The sequence below is a fragment of the Brevundimonas terrae genome (genome assembly GCF_011761985.1).
GTDB lineage: Bacteria > Pseudomonadota > Alphaproteobacteria > Caulobacterales > Caulobacteraceae > Brevundimonas > Brevundimonas terrae.
This window is the reverse complement of sequence record NZ_JAASQT010000007.1, coordinates 38,386-58,172: the sequence shown is the minus strand read 5'-3', so window position 1 is coordinate 58,172 and position 19,787 is coordinate 38,386. Positions and strand designations below refer to the sequence as shown.

At 61.0% G+C, this 19,787-nt stretch carries 15 protein-coding genes; 3 read left to right on the top strand and 12 right to left on the bottom strand.

What is annotated here, in order from left to right; genetic code table 11:
- Nucleotides 1-74: 74 nt before the first annotated feature.
- From FHS64_RS12965 to FHS64_RS12910, 12 genes are all read right to left on the bottom strand, one after another.
- Complete coding sequence (locus FHS64_RS12965; RefSeq protein WP_167178992.1) at nucleotides 75-1,706, bottom strand: alkaline phosphatase D family protein; 1,632 nt, start codon at nucleotides 1,704-1,706, stop codon at nucleotides 75-77.
- A gap of 109 nt (nucleotides 1,707-1,815) precedes the next feature.
- Nucleotides 1,816-4,860, bottom strand: a complete 3,045-nt coding sequence (locus FHS64_RS12960) for a TonB-dependent receptor (protein ID WP_167178990.1) — start codon at nucleotides 4,858-4,860, stop codon at nucleotides 1,816-1,818.
- A 59-nt stretch (nucleotides 4,861-4,919) separates the two neighbouring features.
- Nucleotides 4,920-6,068 carry a hypothetical protein gene (locus tag FHS64_RS12955; RefSeq protein ID WP_208381003.1) on the bottom strand — a complete coding sequence of 383 codons (1,149 nt, stop codon included), beginning with the start codon at nucleotides 6,066-6,068 and terminating at the stop codon, nucleotides 4,920-4,922.
- 421 nt (nucleotides 6,069-6,489) lie between these two features.
- The gene (locus tag FHS64_RS12950) at nucleotides 6,490-7,176 is read right to left on the bottom strand and encodes a response regulator (protein WP_167178988.1); all 687 of its coding nucleotides are present in this window, start codon (nucleotides 7,174-7,176) and stop codon (nucleotides 6,490-6,492) included.
- A 9-nt stretch (nucleotides 7,177-7,185) separates the two neighbouring features.
- On the bottom strand, nucleotides 7,186-9,855 hold the full coding sequence (locus tag FHS64_RS12945; protein ID WP_167178986.1) for a sensor histidine kinase: 2,670 nt from the start codon (nucleotides 9,853-9,855) through the stop codon (nucleotides 7,186-7,188).
- Nucleotides 9,852-10,442 carry a potassium-transporting ATPase subunit KdpC gene (gene kdpC, locus FHS64_RS12940; protein ID WP_167178984.1) on the bottom strand — a complete coding sequence of 197 codons (591 nt, stop codon included), beginning with the start codon at nucleotides 10,440-10,442 and terminating at the stop codon, nucleotides 9,852-9,854. Before kdpC ends, FHS64_RS12945 begins: the two co-directional genes overlap by 4 nt.
- Entirely contained in the window at nucleotides 10,442-11,179 is a 738-nt protein-coding gene (locus FHS64_RS12935; protein ID WP_167178982.1) for a TorF family putative porin, read from the bottom strand. Before FHS64_RS12935 ends, kdpC begins: the two co-directional genes overlap by 1 nt.
- A gap of 141 nt (nucleotides 11,180-11,320) precedes the next feature.
- Complete coding sequence (gene kdpB / locus FHS64_RS12930; RefSeq protein WP_424945244.1) at nucleotides 11,321-13,315, bottom strand: potassium-transporting ATPase subunit KdpB; 1,995 nt, start codon at nucleotides 13,313-13,315, stop codon at nucleotides 11,321-11,323.
- A gap of 90 nt (nucleotides 13,316-13,405) precedes the next feature.
- Nucleotides 13,406-15,118, bottom strand: a complete 1,713-nt coding sequence (gene kdpA, locus FHS64_RS12925; protein ID WP_167178977.1) for a potassium-transporting ATPase subunit KdpA — start codon at nucleotides 15,116-15,118, stop codon at nucleotides 13,406-13,408.
- Nucleotides 15,119-15,134: 16 nt separating this feature from the next.
- Nucleotides 15,135-15,221, bottom strand: coding sequence for a potassium-transporting ATPase subunit F (locus FHS64_RS12920; protein WP_167179145.1), 87 nt, complete (start codon nucleotides 15,219-15,221; stop codon nucleotides 15,135-15,137).
- A 669-nt stretch (nucleotides 15,222-15,890) separates the two neighbouring features.
- A complete protein-coding gene (locus FHS64_RS12915) occupies nucleotides 15,891-16,304 on the bottom strand; it encodes a metalloregulator ArsR/SmtB family transcription factor (RefSeq protein WP_167178975.1) in 414 nt (137 codons plus the stop codon).
- Nucleotides 16,301-16,960 (bottom strand): peroxiredoxin, encoded by a 660-nt coding sequence (locus FHS64_RS12910; RefSeq protein WP_243862981.1) that lies wholly within the window; start codon nucleotides 16,958-16,960, stop codon nucleotides 16,301-16,303. Before FHS64_RS12910 ends, FHS64_RS12915 begins: the two co-directional genes overlap by 4 nt.
- A 109-nt stretch (nucleotides 16,961-17,069) precedes the next feature.
- Between FHS64_RS12910 and FHS64_RS12905 the strand changes: the two genes are divergently transcribed.
- The 3 genes from FHS64_RS12905 to FHS64_RS12895 all read left to right on the top strand — a co-directional run bounded on the left by FHS64_RS12905 (nucleotide 17,070) and on the right by FHS64_RS12895 (nucleotide 19,786).
- Nucleotides 17,070-18,011, top strand: coding sequence for an MBL fold metallo-hydrolase (locus FHS64_RS12905; protein ID WP_167178973.1), 942 nt, complete (start codon nucleotides 17,070-17,072; stop codon nucleotides 18,009-18,011).
- A gap of 105 nt (nucleotides 18,012-18,116) precedes the next feature.
- Complete coding sequence (locus FHS64_RS14310; protein WP_167178971.1) at nucleotides 18,117-18,539, top strand: protein tyrosine phosphatase family protein; 423 nt, start codon at nucleotides 18,117-18,119, stop codon at nucleotides 18,537-18,539.
- Nucleotides 18,536-19,786, top strand: a complete 1,251-nt coding sequence (locus tag FHS64_RS12895; RefSeq protein ID WP_167178969.1) for an NAD(P)/FAD-dependent oxidoreductase — start codon at nucleotides 18,536-18,538, stop codon at nucleotides 19,784-19,786. Before FHS64_RS14310 ends, FHS64_RS12895 begins: the two co-directional genes overlap by 4 nt.
- Nucleotide 19,787: the final 1 nt, after the last annotated feature.

The following is a 19,787-nucleotide window of genomic DNA, read 5'->3' as shown; positions in this document are numbered from 1 at the left end:
AAATAGGCAGGAGGAACGGCCCGAGCCAGCCTCCCGCCTATTTCCAATGGCAACCTGATTTACCCAAAAGGTCTTCAGGTCTCGATCCGTCGATGCCCCTTGCTGACATGGGCGCGATGGCGGTTCGCGACGGTCTGGTCCCTTTGCTTGGTGGTATTTAAGAATATCCACTCGCATTCGACGCGCTGTGGTTTTACGTCGAGCATCATATAGCCGCGTCCGTGGGTCTGCGCCCAAACCAACTCGGGATTGGCTTCGACAAAGCCGCGCGCGACATTGGCGTGATCTATTCCCATCTGGCGCTCCATGCCGTTCGAGGTCACAGCCTGTCCAGCGAACTCTACGCCCGCCGGACGCCTGTCCTCTGCCAGAGAATAGGCCCATGCATTGTGACTATCGCCGGACAATACCACGAGGTCTGCATCGGCCTCTTGCGCCGCTTTCAGGAAACGGGAGCGCGCTTGCGGATATCCATCCCATCGGTCCATCCACATCGGCAGCCCCACCGCGCCAGCACGCGCGGCGTTGCTATAGCTGTTGCGCGCACCTTCGCTGATATCGGAACGCAACCAGTTGACCGCATCCTGTGGCATGACCGTACGGCCCATGATGCAGGCCATGCCGACCAGTTGCCACGCCGAGGTGCGGGCATTGCGGCGGAACTCGCGTTCGATCCACGCTTCCTGTGTAGACCCCAGCATTGAGGCTGTCGGATCCATCCACTCACCGTCACGGAAGTTCGACAGAGCGACCGATGTCCCCGCCCGATAGGCCGCACCGATATCGGCCTGACGGGTCCGGCCGATCAGGCGTGATTCTGTTCGGTACAGTGTGGCGAGTTCACCGATATGGTATGCCTTCCAAGGCTCCTCGGAGATGGGCATCCATTCGAGATAGGCTTGGGCCGCGGCAGCGCGCCGCGTGGCCCAGTCGCCTTCGTTGGCCTGATGGTTCTGGGCTCCGCCTTCCCAACTGTCATTGGCCGATTCATGGTCGTCCCATAGGCAGATCATCGGGGCCGACGCGTGAAGGGCCTGAAGGTCGGGATCAGCGCGGTAACAGGCATAACGCAGGCGATAATCGGCAAGCGCTACCATTTCATGATCGTGTGCCGGCAGCACGACACGCTCGGCGATACGGTCAGCCTCCGCATAGGAAGCGATCCCGTATTCGTAGATATAGTCGCCAACGTGCAGCCACAGATCCACGTCCTCGCGTCTGGCCGCATGCGCATAGGCATTGAACCAGCCCATCGGCAGGTTGGAGCATGAGAATACCCCCATGCGGAAATGCTCGGCCTTGCCTTCCGGCAGGGTGAAGATGCGACCGGCCATCGAGCGCGTACCGTCGGGTGCAACAAAACGGAACCAGTAGGTCGAGCCAGCCGTCAGGCCGTCCACAGTCACCTTGACCGTCCAGTCGCGATAACCGCCCGTACGCACAGTTTCACGATGCAGGATGCGGTTGAAATCACGATCTGCCGACACCTCCACATCAAGGGTCACTTCACTGCCCTGCCCCTGTGGCACATAGCGTGTCCACAACAGCATGCTGTCAGAGGCGGGCTCCCCACTGGCGACACCGTGTGTAAAGCCGCTGGCCGTCAGCAACTGTTGGGCCAGAGCCGTGCCACCGGGGAAACCGAGCGCCATCAAGCCCAGACTTCCCCCCATCACCAAACGGCGACGGTCAAGCTGAAGAGTCATTTTACAGTCCAAAAATAGAGGTCGGGCGATCTACAGAATTCGCCCCGATTGGCACTGTGGCCGCGCGAGGGTTTCGCGCGGCCACAGTCGTTTCAGAGATTGGAAGCGATCAGAAAACGCCCTTGATGCCGATGTTCCACATCGACCCGTAGACGGTGTACTGCTGCACACGGTCACGCTCGTTGGAATAGATGATGTCCGGCGAGTTGAAGATGTTGCGACCGGCCAGCATCAGATCGAAGTGGTCGTTGATCTTGTAGTTGACGCTGACGTTCCACAGTTCACGGGCGGTATGATACAGGATGCCGTTGTTCGGGGTCGTCGGCGTATTGTTCAGACCGCTGACACGGTATTTCGACTGCCAGTTGCCGTTCAGATTAAAGTCGAAACGACCGATCTGGTAACGCACACCCCAGTTGGCCGACTGTTTTGGCGTGCCCTGACGTTCGCCGTCCGGATCCAGATAGGTGATGGACGCATTCACACCCAGCCCCTTCCACGCCCCCGGCAGGAAGTTCAGTTGCTGGTTATACTCAGCCACATAGCCACGATTGGTGCTGGTCCCCGGCAAGTTCTGTGCGCTGCGGAAAGTATAGCCCGCATACTCGTTCGGATCGAAACCGACATCTTCGGGGTTCACCGTCATGCCGGTAACCTGCATGTCGTCCATGTCGAGCTGGTAGGCCGAAAGACCGATCAGACCCGAGGCCGGCAGATAGTATTGCAGGCTCAGATAATATTTGGTCGAGCGTTCCGGTCGCAGTTCCGGATTCGGAACATTGACGATCATCGTGTCATCATTGACCGAAACCACGCCGCCAAGATTGCCGTAGTCCGGTCGCAGGATCGACTGGCTGAACGAGGCCTGCCCCACCAGACGGTCGGTGAAGTCGAACTTCGCACCACCGCTCCAGAACCAGTCGTCATACTGGCCTTTGCGGTCCTGATAGGTGCCGTTGTTGTACTGGTACATCAGCCCCTCGACAGTGCTGACCGACAGCCCTGCGTCCGTCACTTCCTTGACAGGGCGGATAACGGCGACGCGCGCGGCTGTCTCGGTATTCTCGTAGCGCAGGCCCAGATTGAAACGGGCACGACCGGCGTCGGCATTGGCCTCGAGGTAAGCCGAGGTGATGTCTTCCTGAACGCGTTTGTTATTGTCCAGACGACGCTTCAGATTACCGACTTCATCGGCAACGAAATACTCCGGATGCTCGGCATAGATATCGTACATTCCGTAGTTGCTGTCGGCGCGCCAGCCTTGGGTATTCATGTTGCCCGCATCGAAACCGATGATTTCAAAGCGGTACTTCTGGGTCGCAAGTATACCGGCCTCAGGCGACATCTGGGTGAGGTCACCATTGGGGCCAACATACTGGAACTGCTGCCACGAGCCCTCATTGGTGCTCCAGTCGTTGGAGCGCCCGCCAAGACCTGCCATCAGGGTATATTGGACATTGCCCAGATTGAGACGCTTCTTCACATCGAAGTTCAGCGACATCATCTCGTTGACCGCGTCCGATTCTGCGGTGCGGATATTGTTGCCAATATCCATATCGCGATTGAAGCTGGAAGGGTCGCCCCACGGACGGCCGGCGGTCTGGGTCAGATACCATGCGTTGGAACGGGTGCTGTCACGCTCCATCAGGAAGCCGATACCCGTCAACTGCGTGTCGGTGCGCTGGAAGAAGCCCTTGCTGGTGTCGCGGAAGTTGAACTCTGCACCGGAAAGGCTGGCGCGCAGAACAGCCTCCCACGTCTCGCCCTTATATTCCAATTTCGGCGCGATCAGATAGGTCGGCGTACCGGCATAACGGTGTGAATAGCCGGTATAAAGACGGGTGTTTTTGCCGTCCGGATTCACTTCGATGCGCGTACCGGTCGATTCCGGCGTGGCATAAGAGCGGTTCGCCGTGCCGAAGTTCAGATAGGTGTACTGGTTGAAATACTCGACTTCATAAAACGAGTAGTTGCTGCGCAAAGAGAACACCAACTCGTCGGTGAACTGGTAATCGAGCGCCAGATTGGCCGCCGTGCGCGACGTCAGCTTCGGCCCCGGACGCCACATCACCTGATAGGGGATGACGCGGCCATCGGGCAGATAGGACCAGTCGGTCTGGATACGGTCCTGCTGCACATAGTTGGCGTTGTGGCTGGCGCTGAAAGCCAAACCCAGACGCCCGTCCAGATAGGTGTCGGCATAGCTGAACTGCGCTGAGGGGAAGAGGCTGGAGTGCTTCTTGTCGTCCGGCATGTAGTGGCGCGAAAGCGAAGAATCCGAGGTGGCCACTCCACCCAGTTGGAAGCGAATCTGGCGCTCCGGCAACTGGAAGGCATAGCGGCTGCGAAGGTTGATACTGCCGCCCGGCGAATCCGCATCCATGCTGGCCAGCAGGGTGTGGTTGAGCTCGATCATGTCGATGCCGGTGATCGACATCTGTTCGAACGAGTTTTGACGACCGGAATTGTTGTTGGAGGTCGCCGTCGCCATGCGCGCGCCATCCATGGTGAAGGTCGAGTATTTCGGCGGCAGGCCACCGATACGAACCGCCGTGGCGTCCACCTCGGTATAGTCCAGCGACAGGCCCGGCATGGACTTCATAAACTCGCCGACATCGCCCATGGTCAGGGCACCAAAATTGTCGGCAGGCACCACGTTCTTGGCGTTCATGGCCACGCGGCGCTCCATCAGCGCCTTGGCTTGCCCCCCGCGCGCCGCCGTCACCACAACCTCGTCGACCGACGCGACACCCTCTGCGCCTGCAAACGGCAGGGCGGTGAGTTGGATGTCCGCAGTGGCGGTTTGACCGGCCACAACCGTCACGTCTGCGCGAGCGTCCTGAAGACCGGCATAACGCACGATCAGGGTCGTAGAACCCTCGGGCACGCCGCCGAGGCGGAACAGGCCGCTGTCCTCGGTATAGGCGACGATATTGGTACCGACGACACGCACTTCGGCGTTACGGATGTATTCACCCGACACCGTGTCGAACACACGACCACGCACGGCACCGGTGCCGACCGGCGACTGCGCCACCACGGTATCGGCGACGGCCACCTGAGGCAGGACCACAGCACACGCTGCCGTGACAGCAGGAAGCATGGCCAGCGTACGAAGGCTAACGCCAGCCAGTTGGAAAGAACGCGCTTTCATTGAAATACTCGAAGGCTTGGGGAGGTAAGAAAGAAAAGCGGAGCCCCTGATGGGCGGCCTCAACGGGAGGTGGATGCCATCACAGGCACGAAGGGCTGGTCAGCCTTTCCGGTCCAGCGCATCAGGATGATATTGGCCGTCTGTGACCCGCGTGTTCCGGAGTTGACGGCAAGATAGAACAGGCCGTCGCCAACCGGCTCCAGACCAACATCGGACTTCTGGTTCCAGCCGCGAATGCCCGTAGCTGGATCATGCAGGCCGTCCTCGGCCAGCGGCAACAGCAGGCCTTGTTCCCATCCGTTCCCGTCTGCGGCGGGTACCCCCACCAGATCGCCAAGGGTCGGTCGGGCGTCCGCGTCGAAAGCAAACATCAGATAGTTGGGATAGTGTGACTTGCGTCCGTCATAGACGCCCATGAACCAGCGGTTGCTATCGGCATCATAGGCCAGGTTCTGGATTCCATAGGTGGTGTTGCCGGTCCGCACGAAATACTTGCCGTCCGTATGCTCCGGACCGCTTCTGTGCGGGGCGCTTTCGACAAGCGGGCGGGCAAGATCATCCCATTCGCTCACGTCATACTGGAGCAAGACCTGATGGTCGTTATCGGAGCGGCCCGTATGGCTGTAGATGCCATACCCGACGGTCAGCCGTTGCGGGCCATCATGCGATCCAAAGCGGGGGCCGAACGCCACGCCATCGATTCCTGAAGCGCCATAGCGATGGTCCAGTGTCTCGGCAATATTGCCGTCGAAACGGCCATTACCATCCATATCGGCGGCATAGTCGCGACCGACTTCGGCCAGATGGACAGTCTGAAACAGGGGTGAAGTGGCAGCGGACATACCGATCCGGTCAACACCCGCCACGTCGATGACAGCGATATAGAAGGCTTCATCAGCCTTGTATTCGAGTGAACCGTAGAGCTTTCCGTTGGCAGGATTGAGCGCCAGATCGCCCAGATGGCCGGTCCAGCCGACAAGTGTTCCGACGAGGTTGCCCTCAAAGTCGTATTTGGCCAGCAGGTCGGTGAAAGAATAGTAGATGAAGCCATTGACGCGATCGACGGCAATACCCTGAACATGGCCTGCATCCCATGTGCCACCATTCTGCGTCAAAGGCAGGTCAGCCAGACCTGCGGCCTCACGCGCCTCGGCTCCCGAAAACCCAACGCCCCCCAGGGTCATGCCGAACAACATAACTACCGGCACGATTGCTCTGTTTTTACTACGCGACAGCATTAACGCCCCTCTTTACCAAGGTGGCGCTTAGCGTCCGTTCACGAAGCTAAAGGCAAAGCTGAAAGATATCCGCGCGACAATCCCGCAATAAAACCGTGTCTCTTCATCCGTTCCGGGACGGTACAATTTCAGCTTCCGGAAATCTGGATCACCAAATCTGCAGGATGCGCAGGTCTTAAGTGGTATATGCCGTGACGTTTAAAGTCGGCGAGCAGGTCTTAATTGATTTCGGCCCGATTTGAGCAGCTCTTAAGTGGTCTGCTTAAGTGGTCAAATTCTAAAGCCCAACGATTGAGGGCTCCAAGTGAGCAGCTCTTAACGGGTCCCGACATTTTTGTCGAAATCACTTAAGCCTGCGTAAGCCCACTGCGTTTGCAGTCTCTGGAACCGCTTAGAGCAAGCGGTACCCTACTCCCGGTTCGGTCAGGATGAAGCCGGGTTGCGTCGGGTCTTTTTCCAGCTTCTGGCGGAGTTGCCCTACGACTACCCGCAGATATTGGGTGTCGTCAGCGTGGGCCTTGCCCCAGACGGCGGTGAGCAGGTCTTTGTGGCCGACCACCTTGCCTGCATTACGGGCCAGATAGGCGAGGACGTCATATTCCTTGGGCGTCACGCGCACGGGGATGCCGCCGCGTGTGATCCGGCGATGATCCAGATCGATAACCACATCGCCTATCGTCATCGGGCCGACGGGTTCGGTGCGTTGTGAAAACTGGCGCAAGTTGGCGCGAAGGCGGGCCAGTAATTCTCCGACACCGAAAGGCTTTTCGACATAGTCATTGGCCCCAAGATCAAGCGCGGCGATCTTCTCGGCCTCCTTGTCTCGTGCGGACAGGATGATGATCGGGCCTGCATAGAATTCACGCGCGCGCGACAGCACATCCTTGCCGTCCATGTCCGGCAAGCCGAGGTCCAACACCACCGCGTCGGGATTCCACAGGGCAATGGCCCGTAAACCTTCCTGACCGCTATCGGCACGGCGCGGCTCATAGCCCACAGCATCCAGCGCCGGAGACAAAAAGCGGTGGATTTGCGGTTCGTCGTCGATAACCAGAATCTGGGGGCGCACAGCGGACATGGCGATAATCTAGAGCAGGTTCGGATGGGTGGCGATGGCCTTGGGCAGACGGATCAGGATGCGTGTGCCCTTGCCGTCCATGATCGGGCTAGCCGCTGCAATCCGTCCGTTCATGGCCTCGATAAAGCCCTTGGATATCGCCAAGCCCAGCCCTGCCCCCTTGGTGCGGTCAGACGGTACTTCCATACGCCGGAACTTGTCGAAAACCCGTTCCAGTTCGCTGGTCGGGATACCCTTGCCCTCGTCCTCGATCGAAATCACCACCGCGCCTCGATCTTCATAGGCCGCCAGTTCGATATTGGAGCCATCGGGGCTATAGGTGATCGCGTTTTCCAGAATATTGACCAGCGCCTGTTCCAGCAGTCCCTGATCAACCATCACCAGACTGAGACGGTCCGGAAAATCACGGACCAGTTTACGATCACCCAACCGGCGTGAAACCCGCTTGGCCGCCGCGTTCAGAACATCGCGCACATCGATCCAGTCGCTACGGATATTCAGACCACCGCCTTCCAGACGGCTCATATCCAGCAGGTCGCCCACATAGCGGCTCAGGCGCTCCGCCTCTTCGCGGATGGACAGTAAAAGATCGGCGCGGACCGCAGGCTTCAGCTTGTCACCCAGATCGATCAGGGTGGTCGACGCCCCCAGAACCGTGGACAGAGGCGTGCGCAGGTCATGGCTGACCGAGTTCATCAGCGCATCCCTGAAACGGTCGGTACGCAGCAGGGTTTCGGTCTCGAGCGCCTGTTCGGCCAGATCGGCACGTTCCAGCGCCACGGCCCCTTGATCCAGCAGAGCCAGAGCCAGTTTTTCCTCGTCCGATCCCGACGCCAAAGCCGTCGCCACAATGCCGGCCACCCCGACACGGGCGCGCACCCCTTGCAACGGGTGGAAGGTCCAGCGCACCTGCGGCAGGGTTCCCGTACCGAAACCCGCCGGTTCGCCCTTTTCCCACGCCCAGCGGGCCGCAGCCATGGCTTCTGCATCCAGATCGGGTTTATGCGGCGTCCCCGCCACCACAGCCAGTTCGCCCTCATGCGGTAACAACACAGCCGCGCCGCTGCCTGCCGCTGCCGAGGTCTGTTCGGCCAGAATACGGGCCGCTTCACTACGGTCGCCAATGCCGCTCAGGCTTTGGCTGGCGGCCAGAAGGGCCGAAACCGCAGACGCCCGTCTCTGGGCCGCGCGGGCCTGTTCGCGCACACGCCCCGCCAGCGCCCCTGTGGTCAGGGCCACCCCCAAGAACACCAACAGCGTCAGCACATCTGTTGGCGAGCCGATGGCAAAACTGAACTGTGGCTGCAGGAACAGAAAATTATAGGTCAGGAAGGCCACGATGGCCGCCGCCAATGCAGGGCGCAGACCATAGATTGCCCCCGCCGCCAGCACGGCTGTCAGGTAAATAACCCCGAGGTCCACCCGCTCGAATGTGCGGTCCAACAACAGGGCAAGAGCCGTCGCCGCCACCACACAGGCCACGCCCACCGCATAGCCGCGCCAGCCGTCGCGGCTTCTGGGCGCGGGCACATGCCGCGGCTCCGTCTGTGGGTCCTGACCGTCGGTAATAATGTGGATCGCGATCCCGTGCGCCTGCCTTAACAACTCTGCGGCCAACGAGCGCCCCAGCCATTCGGACAGGCGGCTGTCGCGCCCCTTGGACAGCACAATCTGGGTCACATGGTTGCTATGGGCATAGTCGAGAACGGCCCGCACTACGTCGTCGCCGCTCAAGACCGCAGTGCGTGCGCCCAGTTGTTCCGCCAGCTTCAGGGCATCCGACAGCTTGCCCGTCGATCCCACACCATGATGCGAGGCCGAGGGACGGTCCACATGGGCCACCGTCCACTGGGCATCCATCATCATGTCCGAAAGACGCCGCCCGGTTCGTACCAGTGGGGCCGCCATGGTGTCGCCGGTTACCAGAACCATAATCCGCTCGCCCGCCGCCCACGGTCCCGATGCGCCTTGTTCCCTGAGGCGGGCGGTCAACTGATCGTCCACCGTCTGGGCGGCACGCCTCAGCGCTAGTTCGCGCAACGCCGTCAGGTTTTCCAGCTTGAAGAAGTTGTCCGATGCCAGCCGCGCCGTCTCCGGCACATAGACCTTGCCCTCGGCCAACCGCTTGCGCAGTTCCTCGGGCGTAATGTCCACCAGTTCGATGTCGTCGGCACGTGACAGGGCGCTGTCGGGCACGCTCTCTCTTTGGCGCACGCCGGTAATGCGCAGCACCACATCCGACAGGCTTTCAAGGTGCTGGACGTTTAAGGTGGTCCAGACCTCGATGCCCGCATCCAGTATTTCCTCGACATCCTGCCAGCGTTTGGGGTGGCGTGAACCGGGCGCATTGGAATGGGCGTATTCGTCAACCAGCAACAGGTCCGGACGGCGGGCAATGGCCGCATCAATATCGAATTCGAGCAGGGTCCGCTCGCGATAGGTCATGGGCTTTCTGGCCATGACCTCCAGACCGCGCAACAGGCTGGAAGTCTCCTTGCGGCCATGGGTTTCCACCACACCGACCACCACGTCCGCCCCCTCGACCTTGCGGCGGCGTGCGGCGCGCAGCATCTCGTAGGTCTTGCCCACACCCGGTGACATGCCGAGAAAAACCTTCAGCCGCCCACGCTTTCGCGGGGCGGCCAAAGTGCCTTCTTTGGGAAGGACGGGGGAGATCATTCGCTTGAGGCGTCCGGTCGGCCAAGGCGCGCATCCAGCGCCCTGTTGGTCAGCAGAACATTGACGCGCGGTTGTCCCAGCACGCCAAATGTACGGCCTTCGATATGGTTTTCGATGACCTCGCGCACCTGTGCCTCCTTGACGCCCCGCGCCTTCGCAATTCGCGAAATCTGGAACGCAGCGTATTGCGGCGACACATGCGGGTCTAGGCCCGATGCAGAGGCCGTCACCGCATCGGCAGGGATAGCGCCTGTCGGGTTTTCAGCCTTCAGTCTGGCCGTATCGTCTTTGACGCGCGCTGTCAGATCAGCATTCAACGGGCCCATATTGGTGCCCGAGGATGCGGAGGCATCATAACCGTTACCGGCTGCCGACGGGCGCGGATGCAGATAGGCCGGTTGGACAAAAGCCTGTCCCACCAGAGCCGAGCCGACAACCTTTCCACCTGTATCCTTTACCAGACTGCCATTGGCTTGTGAGGGAAAGGCCGCTTGCGCCACCCCCGTCACGGCCAGCGGATAGGCAACCCCCAGCAGGCCAGTGAACAGAACGACCATCACAAGCGCCGGACGAATATGGTTCAGCATCACAGCACCGCCTTCAGGCTGAGGATGACCCGACTGTCATAGGTCTGGCCAAGATCGTGCCCGTCGGTGTCATGATAGCGCAGGTCCAGCACCAGATGATCCGTCGCCTGCCATGCTGCGCCCAGATTCCACGTCATATAGTCAAGGTCGGACGACACCCATTGCTGGCCAACCGCACCCGAGACCGTCACCCGTTCATGCGCGGGGTAACTGGCATTGATCTCGGCATAGGTGGCCTCGTCCTCGGATGCTCCGAAGAAGTCGGGCGAGTAATAAACGGCGGCACCGAGGGTGGCGGGCCCCACATTTCGCGACGCAGCGGCCTTTAACTCGGCATAGTTATAGTCGGCCCCGTCAGGCTGTCCGGTATAGAGATAACCGACCACGCCGAGGTCCCAGTTAAGGCCAGCGAACTGGGGACGGACACCGGCATAAAGGTCCACCTCGGCATCGGTTTCACCGTCACCGAAATCAACATTCGAGGCCCATACTCCGGTATAGAAAATACCGTGGGTGACATCGACACCTGCCTGAACTGCTGGGTCTTCCATAGTCTGGCTGACACCGCGAAACGCATAGTCTGAGGTGATAGCCGCGTTAAAGCTGATTTTGGGATTGGCGGCCTCCTCGGCTTGGGCTTCGCCAAACAGACCCACCCCGATCAGGGCTGCGGCACAACCGATGCCAAAGATTGCATTGTTGATACCCACAACGGGGGCATGGATTTTCTTACGCATGTTCGGATTCCAAAGATGAAACTGCCGCCGTTTGGCCGGTCGGCTCGGACATCGTGCTGGCGCGCTGCAAAAGCGTCCCGATGAGCACGACAAGAGAAAAAGCGATCACCAGTCGCACAAGGAAACGGTGGAACGGACGCATCAGGCCAGACCCAGCGCTGTGATGGCCATGTCGATGAGCTTGATGCCGATAAACGGCGCGACCAGACCGCCCAGACCATAAATGAGCAGGTTCCGGCCCAGCAGCTTGCATGCCCCGATGGCACGGTATTTCACACCACGCAGGGCCAGCGGGATCAGGGCCACGATCACCAGCGCATTGAAGATAACCGCGGACAGGATGGCGCTTTGCGGGCTGGACAGATGCATCACGTTCAGCGCCGCCAGTGACGGCAGGCCGACCACAAACATTGCAGGGATGATGGCAAAATACTTGGCCACATCATTGGCGATGGAGAAGGTGGTCAGGGCACCACGCGTGATCAGCAACTGTTTGCCGACCTCGACAATCTCGATGACCTTGGTGGGATCACTGTCCAGATCGACCATGTTGCCAGCCTCGCGGGCGGCCTGTGCGCCGGTCTGCATGGCCACACCGACATCGGCCTGAGCCAGAGCCGGTGCATCGTTTGCCCCGTCCCCGCACATGGCCACCATCCGCCCCTTGGCCTGCTCAGCCTTGATCAGGCGCATCTTGTCCTCGGGCGTGGCTTCGGACAGGAAGTCGTCAACACCGGCCTCGGAGGCAATGGCCGCCGCTGTTACCGGATTATCGCCGGTAATCATCACGGTACGCAGGCCCATGCGACGCAGGTCGGCAAAGCGGGCCTTGACCCCTGGCTTCACCACATCCTTCAGATGGATGACGCCGATCAGGGTATCGTTTTCTACCACCGCCAGAGGCGTGCCGCCCGAACGGGCAATACGGTCCACAGCCGCGCGGAACTCGCTCGGGGCATCCTGCTCGACCAGCCCCAGAGACTTCAGCACCGCATCCACCGCACCCTTGCGCCACGAACGGCCATCGGCTTCCAGCCCCGACTGGCGGGTCACGGCGGTAAAGGGAATGGTCTTGGCTCCGATGGGCATGTCACCCGTGACACCTGCATTGCGGCCCAGCTCGACGATGGAACGGCCTTCGGGCGTCTCGTCGGCCAGCGAGGCCATGATGGCAGCGCGCATGGCCACTTCGGGCCTCACCCCCGGTACGGGGATGACCTCTGTGGCCATACGGTTGCCAAAGGTGATGGTGCCGGTCTTGTCGAGCAGCAGGGTGTCAACGTCGCCTGCCGCCTCTACGGCACGGCCAGAGGTCGCCAGCACATTGACCTTCAGCAGACGGTCCATGCCTGCAATACCGACCGCCGACAAAAGCCCGCCAATGGTCGTCGGGATCAGGGTGATAAACAGCGCACCCAGCACAATCGGGTCCAGCTTGATGCCCGAATAGGCGCCCAGCCCCAGCAGGGCCGCCACCGCGATCAGGAAGATCAGGGTCAGGCCTGCCAGCAGGACCGACAGGGCCAGTTCGTTTGGCGTTTTACGACGGTCCGCGCCTTCGACCATGGCGATCATCCGGTCAAGGAAGGTCGCACCGGGAGCCGAGGTGATACGCACCTTGATCCAGTCCGAAACCACCGTGGTCCCGCCGGTAACGGCCGAACGGTCGCCACCGCTTTCGCGGATAACCGGCGCACTCTCGCCGGTGATGGCGGCCTCGTTGACCGAGGCCACGCCCTCGACGATCTCGCCGTCGGAGGGAACGACATCGCCCGCCTCGACCAGTACCAGAGCGCCCACTTCCAGCTGGTGCGCCGGTGTCGGCACCACAGTGCCCGTGGTCGTGTCGATAATCAGCTTGGCCTTGGTGGTAACGCGGGCAGCGCGCAGGCTGTCGGCTGCGGCCTTGCCCCGCCCCTCGGCGATGCTCTCGGCAAAGTTAGCGAACAGCACGGTGGCCCACAGCCAAAGCGCCAGTTGCACCGCAAAGCCCGCCGCCTGCCCCGACGTGGCCGCCACCACCGCCGAAACCGTCGCCAGAAGGGCCACGATCCAGGTGGAGAAGATCACCGGATTTTTCACCAGTTTGACAGGATTCAGCTTGGCGAAGGCATCCGCAAGCGCCCGCTTGAACATGGCCGCATCCAGTCCACCCCCGACAGAGGAGGATGAAGGCTGGTCAGCCGGATTGAGTGTGACATGTGTCATGGAAATATCCGCTGGGGATCAGAAGCGGGCCACGACCTGAAGCATGTCGAAATGCTCCACGATCGGACCCAGCGAAAGGGCGGGGAAGAACTGCAGGCCGCCAAGGATCAGGATCACCCCGATCACAAGACCGATAAACAGCGAGCCATGGGTCGGCAGTGTGCCCGTGGACGGTGCCAGTCGAGGCTTGGCCACCAGAGCACCCGCCACAGCCAGAACGGCCATCGCCGGCACAAAGCGCCCCAGCAGCATGGCCAGCCCCAGAGTGGTGTTCCACCACGGCGCGTTGGCCGTCAGACCCGCAAAGGCCGAGCCGTTATTCCCCGTCGCCGATGTATAGGCATAGAGGATTTCCGACAGGCCGTGCGGCCCCTTGTTCAGAAGACCCGCCAAGGCTTGTGGCAGGACCGCAGCAATGGCCGAAAAGCCCAGCACCGACAAAGGCACCACCAGCACGGCCAGCATGGCAAACTGGATTTCGCGGGCCTCGATCTTCTTGCCCAGATATTCAGGTGTGCGCCCGACCATCAGGCCCGCCACAAACACCGACAGCATGGCCATCAGCACCATCACGGCAATGCCCGACCCGATCCCTCCGGGCAGTATCTCGCCCAGTTGCATCAGGAACATGGTCACCGCGCCACCCAGCGGCATATAGCTGGCATGCATGGAGTTGACCGAGCCGTTGGAAGCCCCTGTGGTCTGCATCGCCCAAGCGACGGAAGACGGCACGCCAAAGCGGACCTCCTTGCCTTCCATATTGCCCATCGATGTCTCAACGCTGGCGGCAACCAGCGCCGGAGCAGGCTGGCTTTCGATGATATAAAGCGCAGCACCGGCCGTCCCCAGCAGAAGCACTGCCGCCATGACCAGCGCCCGCACATCCTTTTGCGCCATGACACTGCGGCCAAAGGCAAAGAAGGCCGCCCAGCCCATCACATTGATACAGATCGCCGTAATCAGGTTCGTCAGCGGTGTCGGGTTTTCCAGCGGGTGCGCCGAGTTGACGTTGAACACGCCACCGCCGTTGATGCCCAACTGCTTGATCGCCAGCTGGCTGGCGGTCGGGAACAGGCTGATCGTCTGTTGGCCACCTTCAACCGTAGTCGCCTGCACCGAGGCCGCCAGCGACTGAACCACGCCCAGACCAGCCAGAACCACAGCCACCACAAAGGCCAGCGGCAGCAGTACATAGAGCGTGGTACGGGTCAGATCGGCCCAGAAATTACCGACGCCCGTGCCACGATTGGCCAAGAACGCACGGGCCAGTGCCGCCGCAATGGTCGCGCCGGTGGCTGCCGAAACGAAATTCTGCACCGTCAGACCGACCATCTGGCTAAAGGTCGAGACGGTCGTTTCACCGCCATAGCTCTGCCAGTTGGTATTGGTGACAAAGCTGACCGCCGTATTGAAGGCCAGATGCGGGCTAAGGCCATCAAACCCTTGCGGGTTCATCGGCAGCACGCCCTGAAGGCGTAACAGTCCGTACAACACCACAAAGCCTACGAGATTGAACGCCAGCAGAGCACCCGCATAACCGAACCAGCCCTGGCTGCGTGTCGGGTCCACCCCTGCGGCACGATAAAACAGGCCCTCGACCGGCTTCATCAACGGATCAAGCCACGTCCGCTCGCCATTCCAGACGCGCGACATATAGATCCCCAGCGGCCAGGCCAGTGCGACAGCCAAACCGAGGGTCAGGGCGATCTCCGCCCATCCTTGAATATTCATGAACTAACGGCCCCGCTCAGAACCGCTCGGGGCGCAAAAGTGCCGCCACCATATAGACTGCAATCACGAGGGCACCGGCCCCCCAGAGGATGTTCAGCCACATGCTCACATCCTCTTCAATGCAGCGGCAAGCGCGGCAAAGGCCAGAAAAGCCCCACCGCCGATCGCCAGAAAAATCACATCGGCCATGCCGATACCTCCAGTTCGACTGAGAACCGGAGAAGACGCCTCAAGGCCGTAAGCGGACCATACGGATTGGCCGTCACCGACATAAGGAAAGTATAAAGACCGCTTTAGGCCGCGCTTATGCAAACAGCGCCGAACACTATCGCCCGCTTATCCCCATACGGGCTGTGATGACCGCGAAAGGAGATCGCCATGAGCCGATCCGGTCTATTGCAACACTCGCTGACATCCCCCTCCAAACCATCCCCACAACCAAATATATGGTCGATGGTCATGATACGGGTCAGAGCAGCCTTTGGCGCATCTGCCCCTATTCGCAAGGCGCATCGGCAATGATGTCCGGCTATGATGGGAGCCTTCAAAGATGCGGGAAACGCATCCGCAGCCCCCGTATTTATCGCGTCGTCGTCAAGGCCGGTGGCTGGTCTATCGCTCTGGGCGAGGCCTGCACCTTTCCCTTTAAAGACCTCGACCAAGCGCGACGCATAGCTCGAAATCTACAGCAGCAAGCCGACGCCTTGTCGAACCAGACCCCGCGCAGAACAATACGCACACGTTCCGATTGAGCTGACAGCGCGTTCGGCGCTTAGCTGATGACGCGTGCGAAATTGGCGGCACCGGCGGCTCTGTTGGCGGTCGGGCCAGTGGGCGATGATGCAGGCGGGATGGGGAACGTCATCGCGGCGCTTTGGGGCTGGCAGAAGGTCATCCAGAGCATTGCGAGAATGCCCTGCGTGCGTTCGTCGGCGATGGAATAATAGATGGAGCGCGACTGTCGGCGCGTTTTAACGAGTCCGGCCTGACGCAGTTCGGCCAGTTGCTGGGACAGGCCCGGCTGTTTGATGCCGAGCTCGTGTTCCAGTTCGCCGACAGAGCATTCCTGACCGGCGATATGGCACAGCAAAAGCAGCCGGTTAGGGTTCGACAACTGGCGCAGCAGTTCGGCGGCTTCGGGCACCACCTGTTTAAGCTGTTCCAGATTTTTCGGTTCGGATGTCACCCCTTGCTCTCCTGATAATACCAGGGGGACTGACCTTCACGCGCCAAGGCCTCGTCCAGCGTCAGGGGCGAAACGGACAACATCGCCTCGCCCGGTTGCCAGCCCGCAGGGGTCAGGGCCTGCGCCCGATCCGCCTCTTGCAAGGCCTGCACAAGTCGCAGGAGCTCGTCGACCGAGCGACCGACATTCATCGGATACCAGCTGATGGCCCGCACAATACCTTGCGGATCGATGACGTATGTGGCCCGCACAGTGGCGCTGTCTGGAGACGCCGGATCCAGCATTCCATAGGCCTGGGCAATCGCCATGGACGGGTCTTCGATGACCGGAAACGGCACCTTGACCCCGAAACGGCGATCAATATCCGCCAGCCACGCCAGATGCGAGAACAGGCTGTCAACCGACAGGCCCAGCAGCACGCAATCTATGGCGGCGAAGTCTCCGGCACGGCGGGACAGGGCCACAAACTCGCTGGTGCAGACCGGTGTGAAATCCGCCGGATGCGAAAACAGCACCAGCCACTGCCCCCGATACTGGGACAGGCGGACTTCGCCCGACGTGGTGCGAGCGACAAAGTCGGGGGCCGGATCGTTGATGCGCAAGGCGCGCCCCGAGACGGTGTTCTGAGCGGGAGTGCCGCTTTCATTCATGTCCATTGCCCTCCTTCATACCTTAGGCGGTCGCGAAAATGGATTGCAAATATACATAGTAACTTGCGTTAAATATGTAAGTTACTAAATGTGTTTGTCCAGCAAGGAGTGAACCATGTCCCATCCCGCCACCGACCCCGCCCGTGACTATGCGCGTGATGTGATCGCCGCCGCTCTTGCCGATGCCCAAGAACGCCCGATCGTTAAGTCTTTCTTTGATCCGGCGACCTTCACGATCAGCCACGTTGTGCGTGATCCGTCTTCGAACGCCGCAGCGATAATCGACAGCGTTCTGGACTATGACGCCGCCGCTGGCCGGACCAGCAGCGCCTCGGCAGATGCCCTGATTGATTACGTGAAATCCGAAGGTTTGGAGATTCAGTGGCTGCTGGAAACCCATGCCCATGCCGACCACCTGTCTGCTGCGCCCTATCTTCAGGAGAAGCTCGGCGGGCAACTGGCCATTGGACGCGAGATCGTCACCGTGCAGGAGGTCTTCGGCAAGATCTTCAACGAGGGGACGCAGTTCCGTCGTGACGGCAGCCAGTTTGATCTGCTCTTCAATGATGGCGACCGCTTCCGCATCGGCAATCTGGAAGCCACCGTCCTTCACGTTCCCGGCCACACGCCCGCCTGTCTGGCCTATGTGATTGGCGACGCCATCTTCCCCGGCGATACCATGTTCATGCCGGACTATGGCACCGCCCGCTGCGACTTCCCCGGTGGAGATGCCCGCACGCTGTATCGCTCGATCAAGCGCCTGACCTCGCTTCAGGACGAGACACGCGTCTTCCTGTGCCACGATTACAAGGCCCCGCCTGCACGCACGGAATTCGTCTGGGAGACCACGATCGGTGCCCAGCGCACCTCGAACATCCATGTCCGTGACGGCGTGAGCGAGGATGCGTTTGTGCAAATGCGCACCCAGCGCGATGCCACCTTGTCCATGCCCAAGCTCATCCTGCCCTCGGTGCAGGTGAATATGAATGGCGGACGGATGCCTGCCCCCGAAGACAACGGCGTCAGCTACCTCAAGGTACCGCTGAACCAATTGTAGTGGCCGATGGCGGGCCATCTGGTCCGCCGCCCGTCCGCACACCCTCCGTCAGTCCGCACCAAGACGGACACGGATCACCTAGCTCAGGAAGAAGTGAGAACACCCATGGATATGCGCCCCCTCGACGAGCGTCTATCGACCTCGCCGCAAATCTCGCCCGAAGACATGCCCGCCATCGTCGCGGCGGGCTATCGCTCGGTTATCTCGAACCGCCCCGATGGCGAGGTCGAGGGACAGCCCCTGACCGCCGATATCAAGGCGGCTGCTGAAAAAGCCGGTCTGGCCTTTGCCCATGTGCCGGTTGTCGGTGGACAGATCAGCGATGACGACATCGCCCTGTTCCGCTCGACCATCGACCAGCTTCCGGCCCCTGTGTTCGGCTTTTGCCGCACCGGCACCCGCACCACGTTTCTCTGGGCGCTGGCCCACGCCAAGGACCAGAACGCCACGACGCTGATCGAGACCGCAGCCAAGGCCGGTTACGACCTGAACGGCCTGCGTGCCCGTCTCGAAACAGGTGCCGCATGAGCGCAACCTATGACGTCGTCGTGATTGGTGGCGGTGCCGGTGGCCTTGCCACCGCCGCCAGCCTGCTGAAGCGCCGCCCCACCCTGTCTATCGCCATCGTCGAGCCGTCGGACACCCACTATTACCAGCCCGGCTGGACCATGGTCGGCGGCGGCATCTTCGCGCCATCCAAGACCCACCGCCCGCAGGTCTCGCTGATCCCTGCCGGTGCGACATGGATCAAGGCCGCCGCCACCGCATTCGACACCGCCGTCAACTGCGTGCGCCTGTCGAACGGTGACAGTGTCGGCTATCGCGCCATGGTGGTTTCACCGGGCCTCAAACTGGACTGGGACGCCATTCCCGGCCTCAAGGAAAGCCTTGGTCGCAACGGCGTCACCTCGAACTATGGCTATGACACCGCGCCCTATACGTGGGAGTTGGTACAGGCCATGCGCTCGGGCCGCGCCCTGTTCACCCAGCCGCCCATGCCGATCAAGTGCGCCGGTGCCCCGCAAAAGGCCATGTACCTGTCGGCTGACCACTGGCGTCGTCAGGACCGTTTGCAGGATATCGAGATCGAGTTCCACAATGCCGGTCCCGTCCTGTTCGGCGTCGCCGCCTATGTTCCGGCCCTGATGGAATATGTGAAAGCCTATGGCGTTGACCTGAAGTTCGGATCGCGTCTGGTGGGCGTCGATGGTCAGGCCAAGCAAGCCCGCTTCGTCGTCACGGATGCCGATGGCACCACGCGTGAAGAGGTCCGCGAATACGACTTCCTGCACGCCTGCCCGCCGCAAACCGCACTGGACGTCGTGCGTGACAGCGCTCTGGCAAACGAGGCGGGCTGGATCGATGTTGACGACACCACCTTGCGTCACAAGCGCATCGAGAACGTCTTCGGTCTGGGTGACGGCACCTCCACATCCAATGCCAAGACCGCAGCGGCCGCCCGCAAACAGGCACCGGTCGTGGCCGAAAACCTGCTGGCCCTGCTGGACGGCAAGGACATGGTCGCCGCCTATGACGGCTATGGCTCCTGCCCTCTGACGGTAGAGCGCGGCAAGATCGTGCTGGCCGAGTTCGGCTATGGCGGCAAGCTGCTGCCCAGCTTCCCCAAATGGGTGCTGGACGGCCAGAAGCCGACCCGTCTCGCGTGGCTGCTCAAGTCCGAAGCCCTGCCGGAAATCTACTGGCAAGGCATGTTGAAGGGCCGCGAATGGCTGGCCGCCCCCCAGTCGCTTTCCAACACCGACAAGGCTGCCTGAT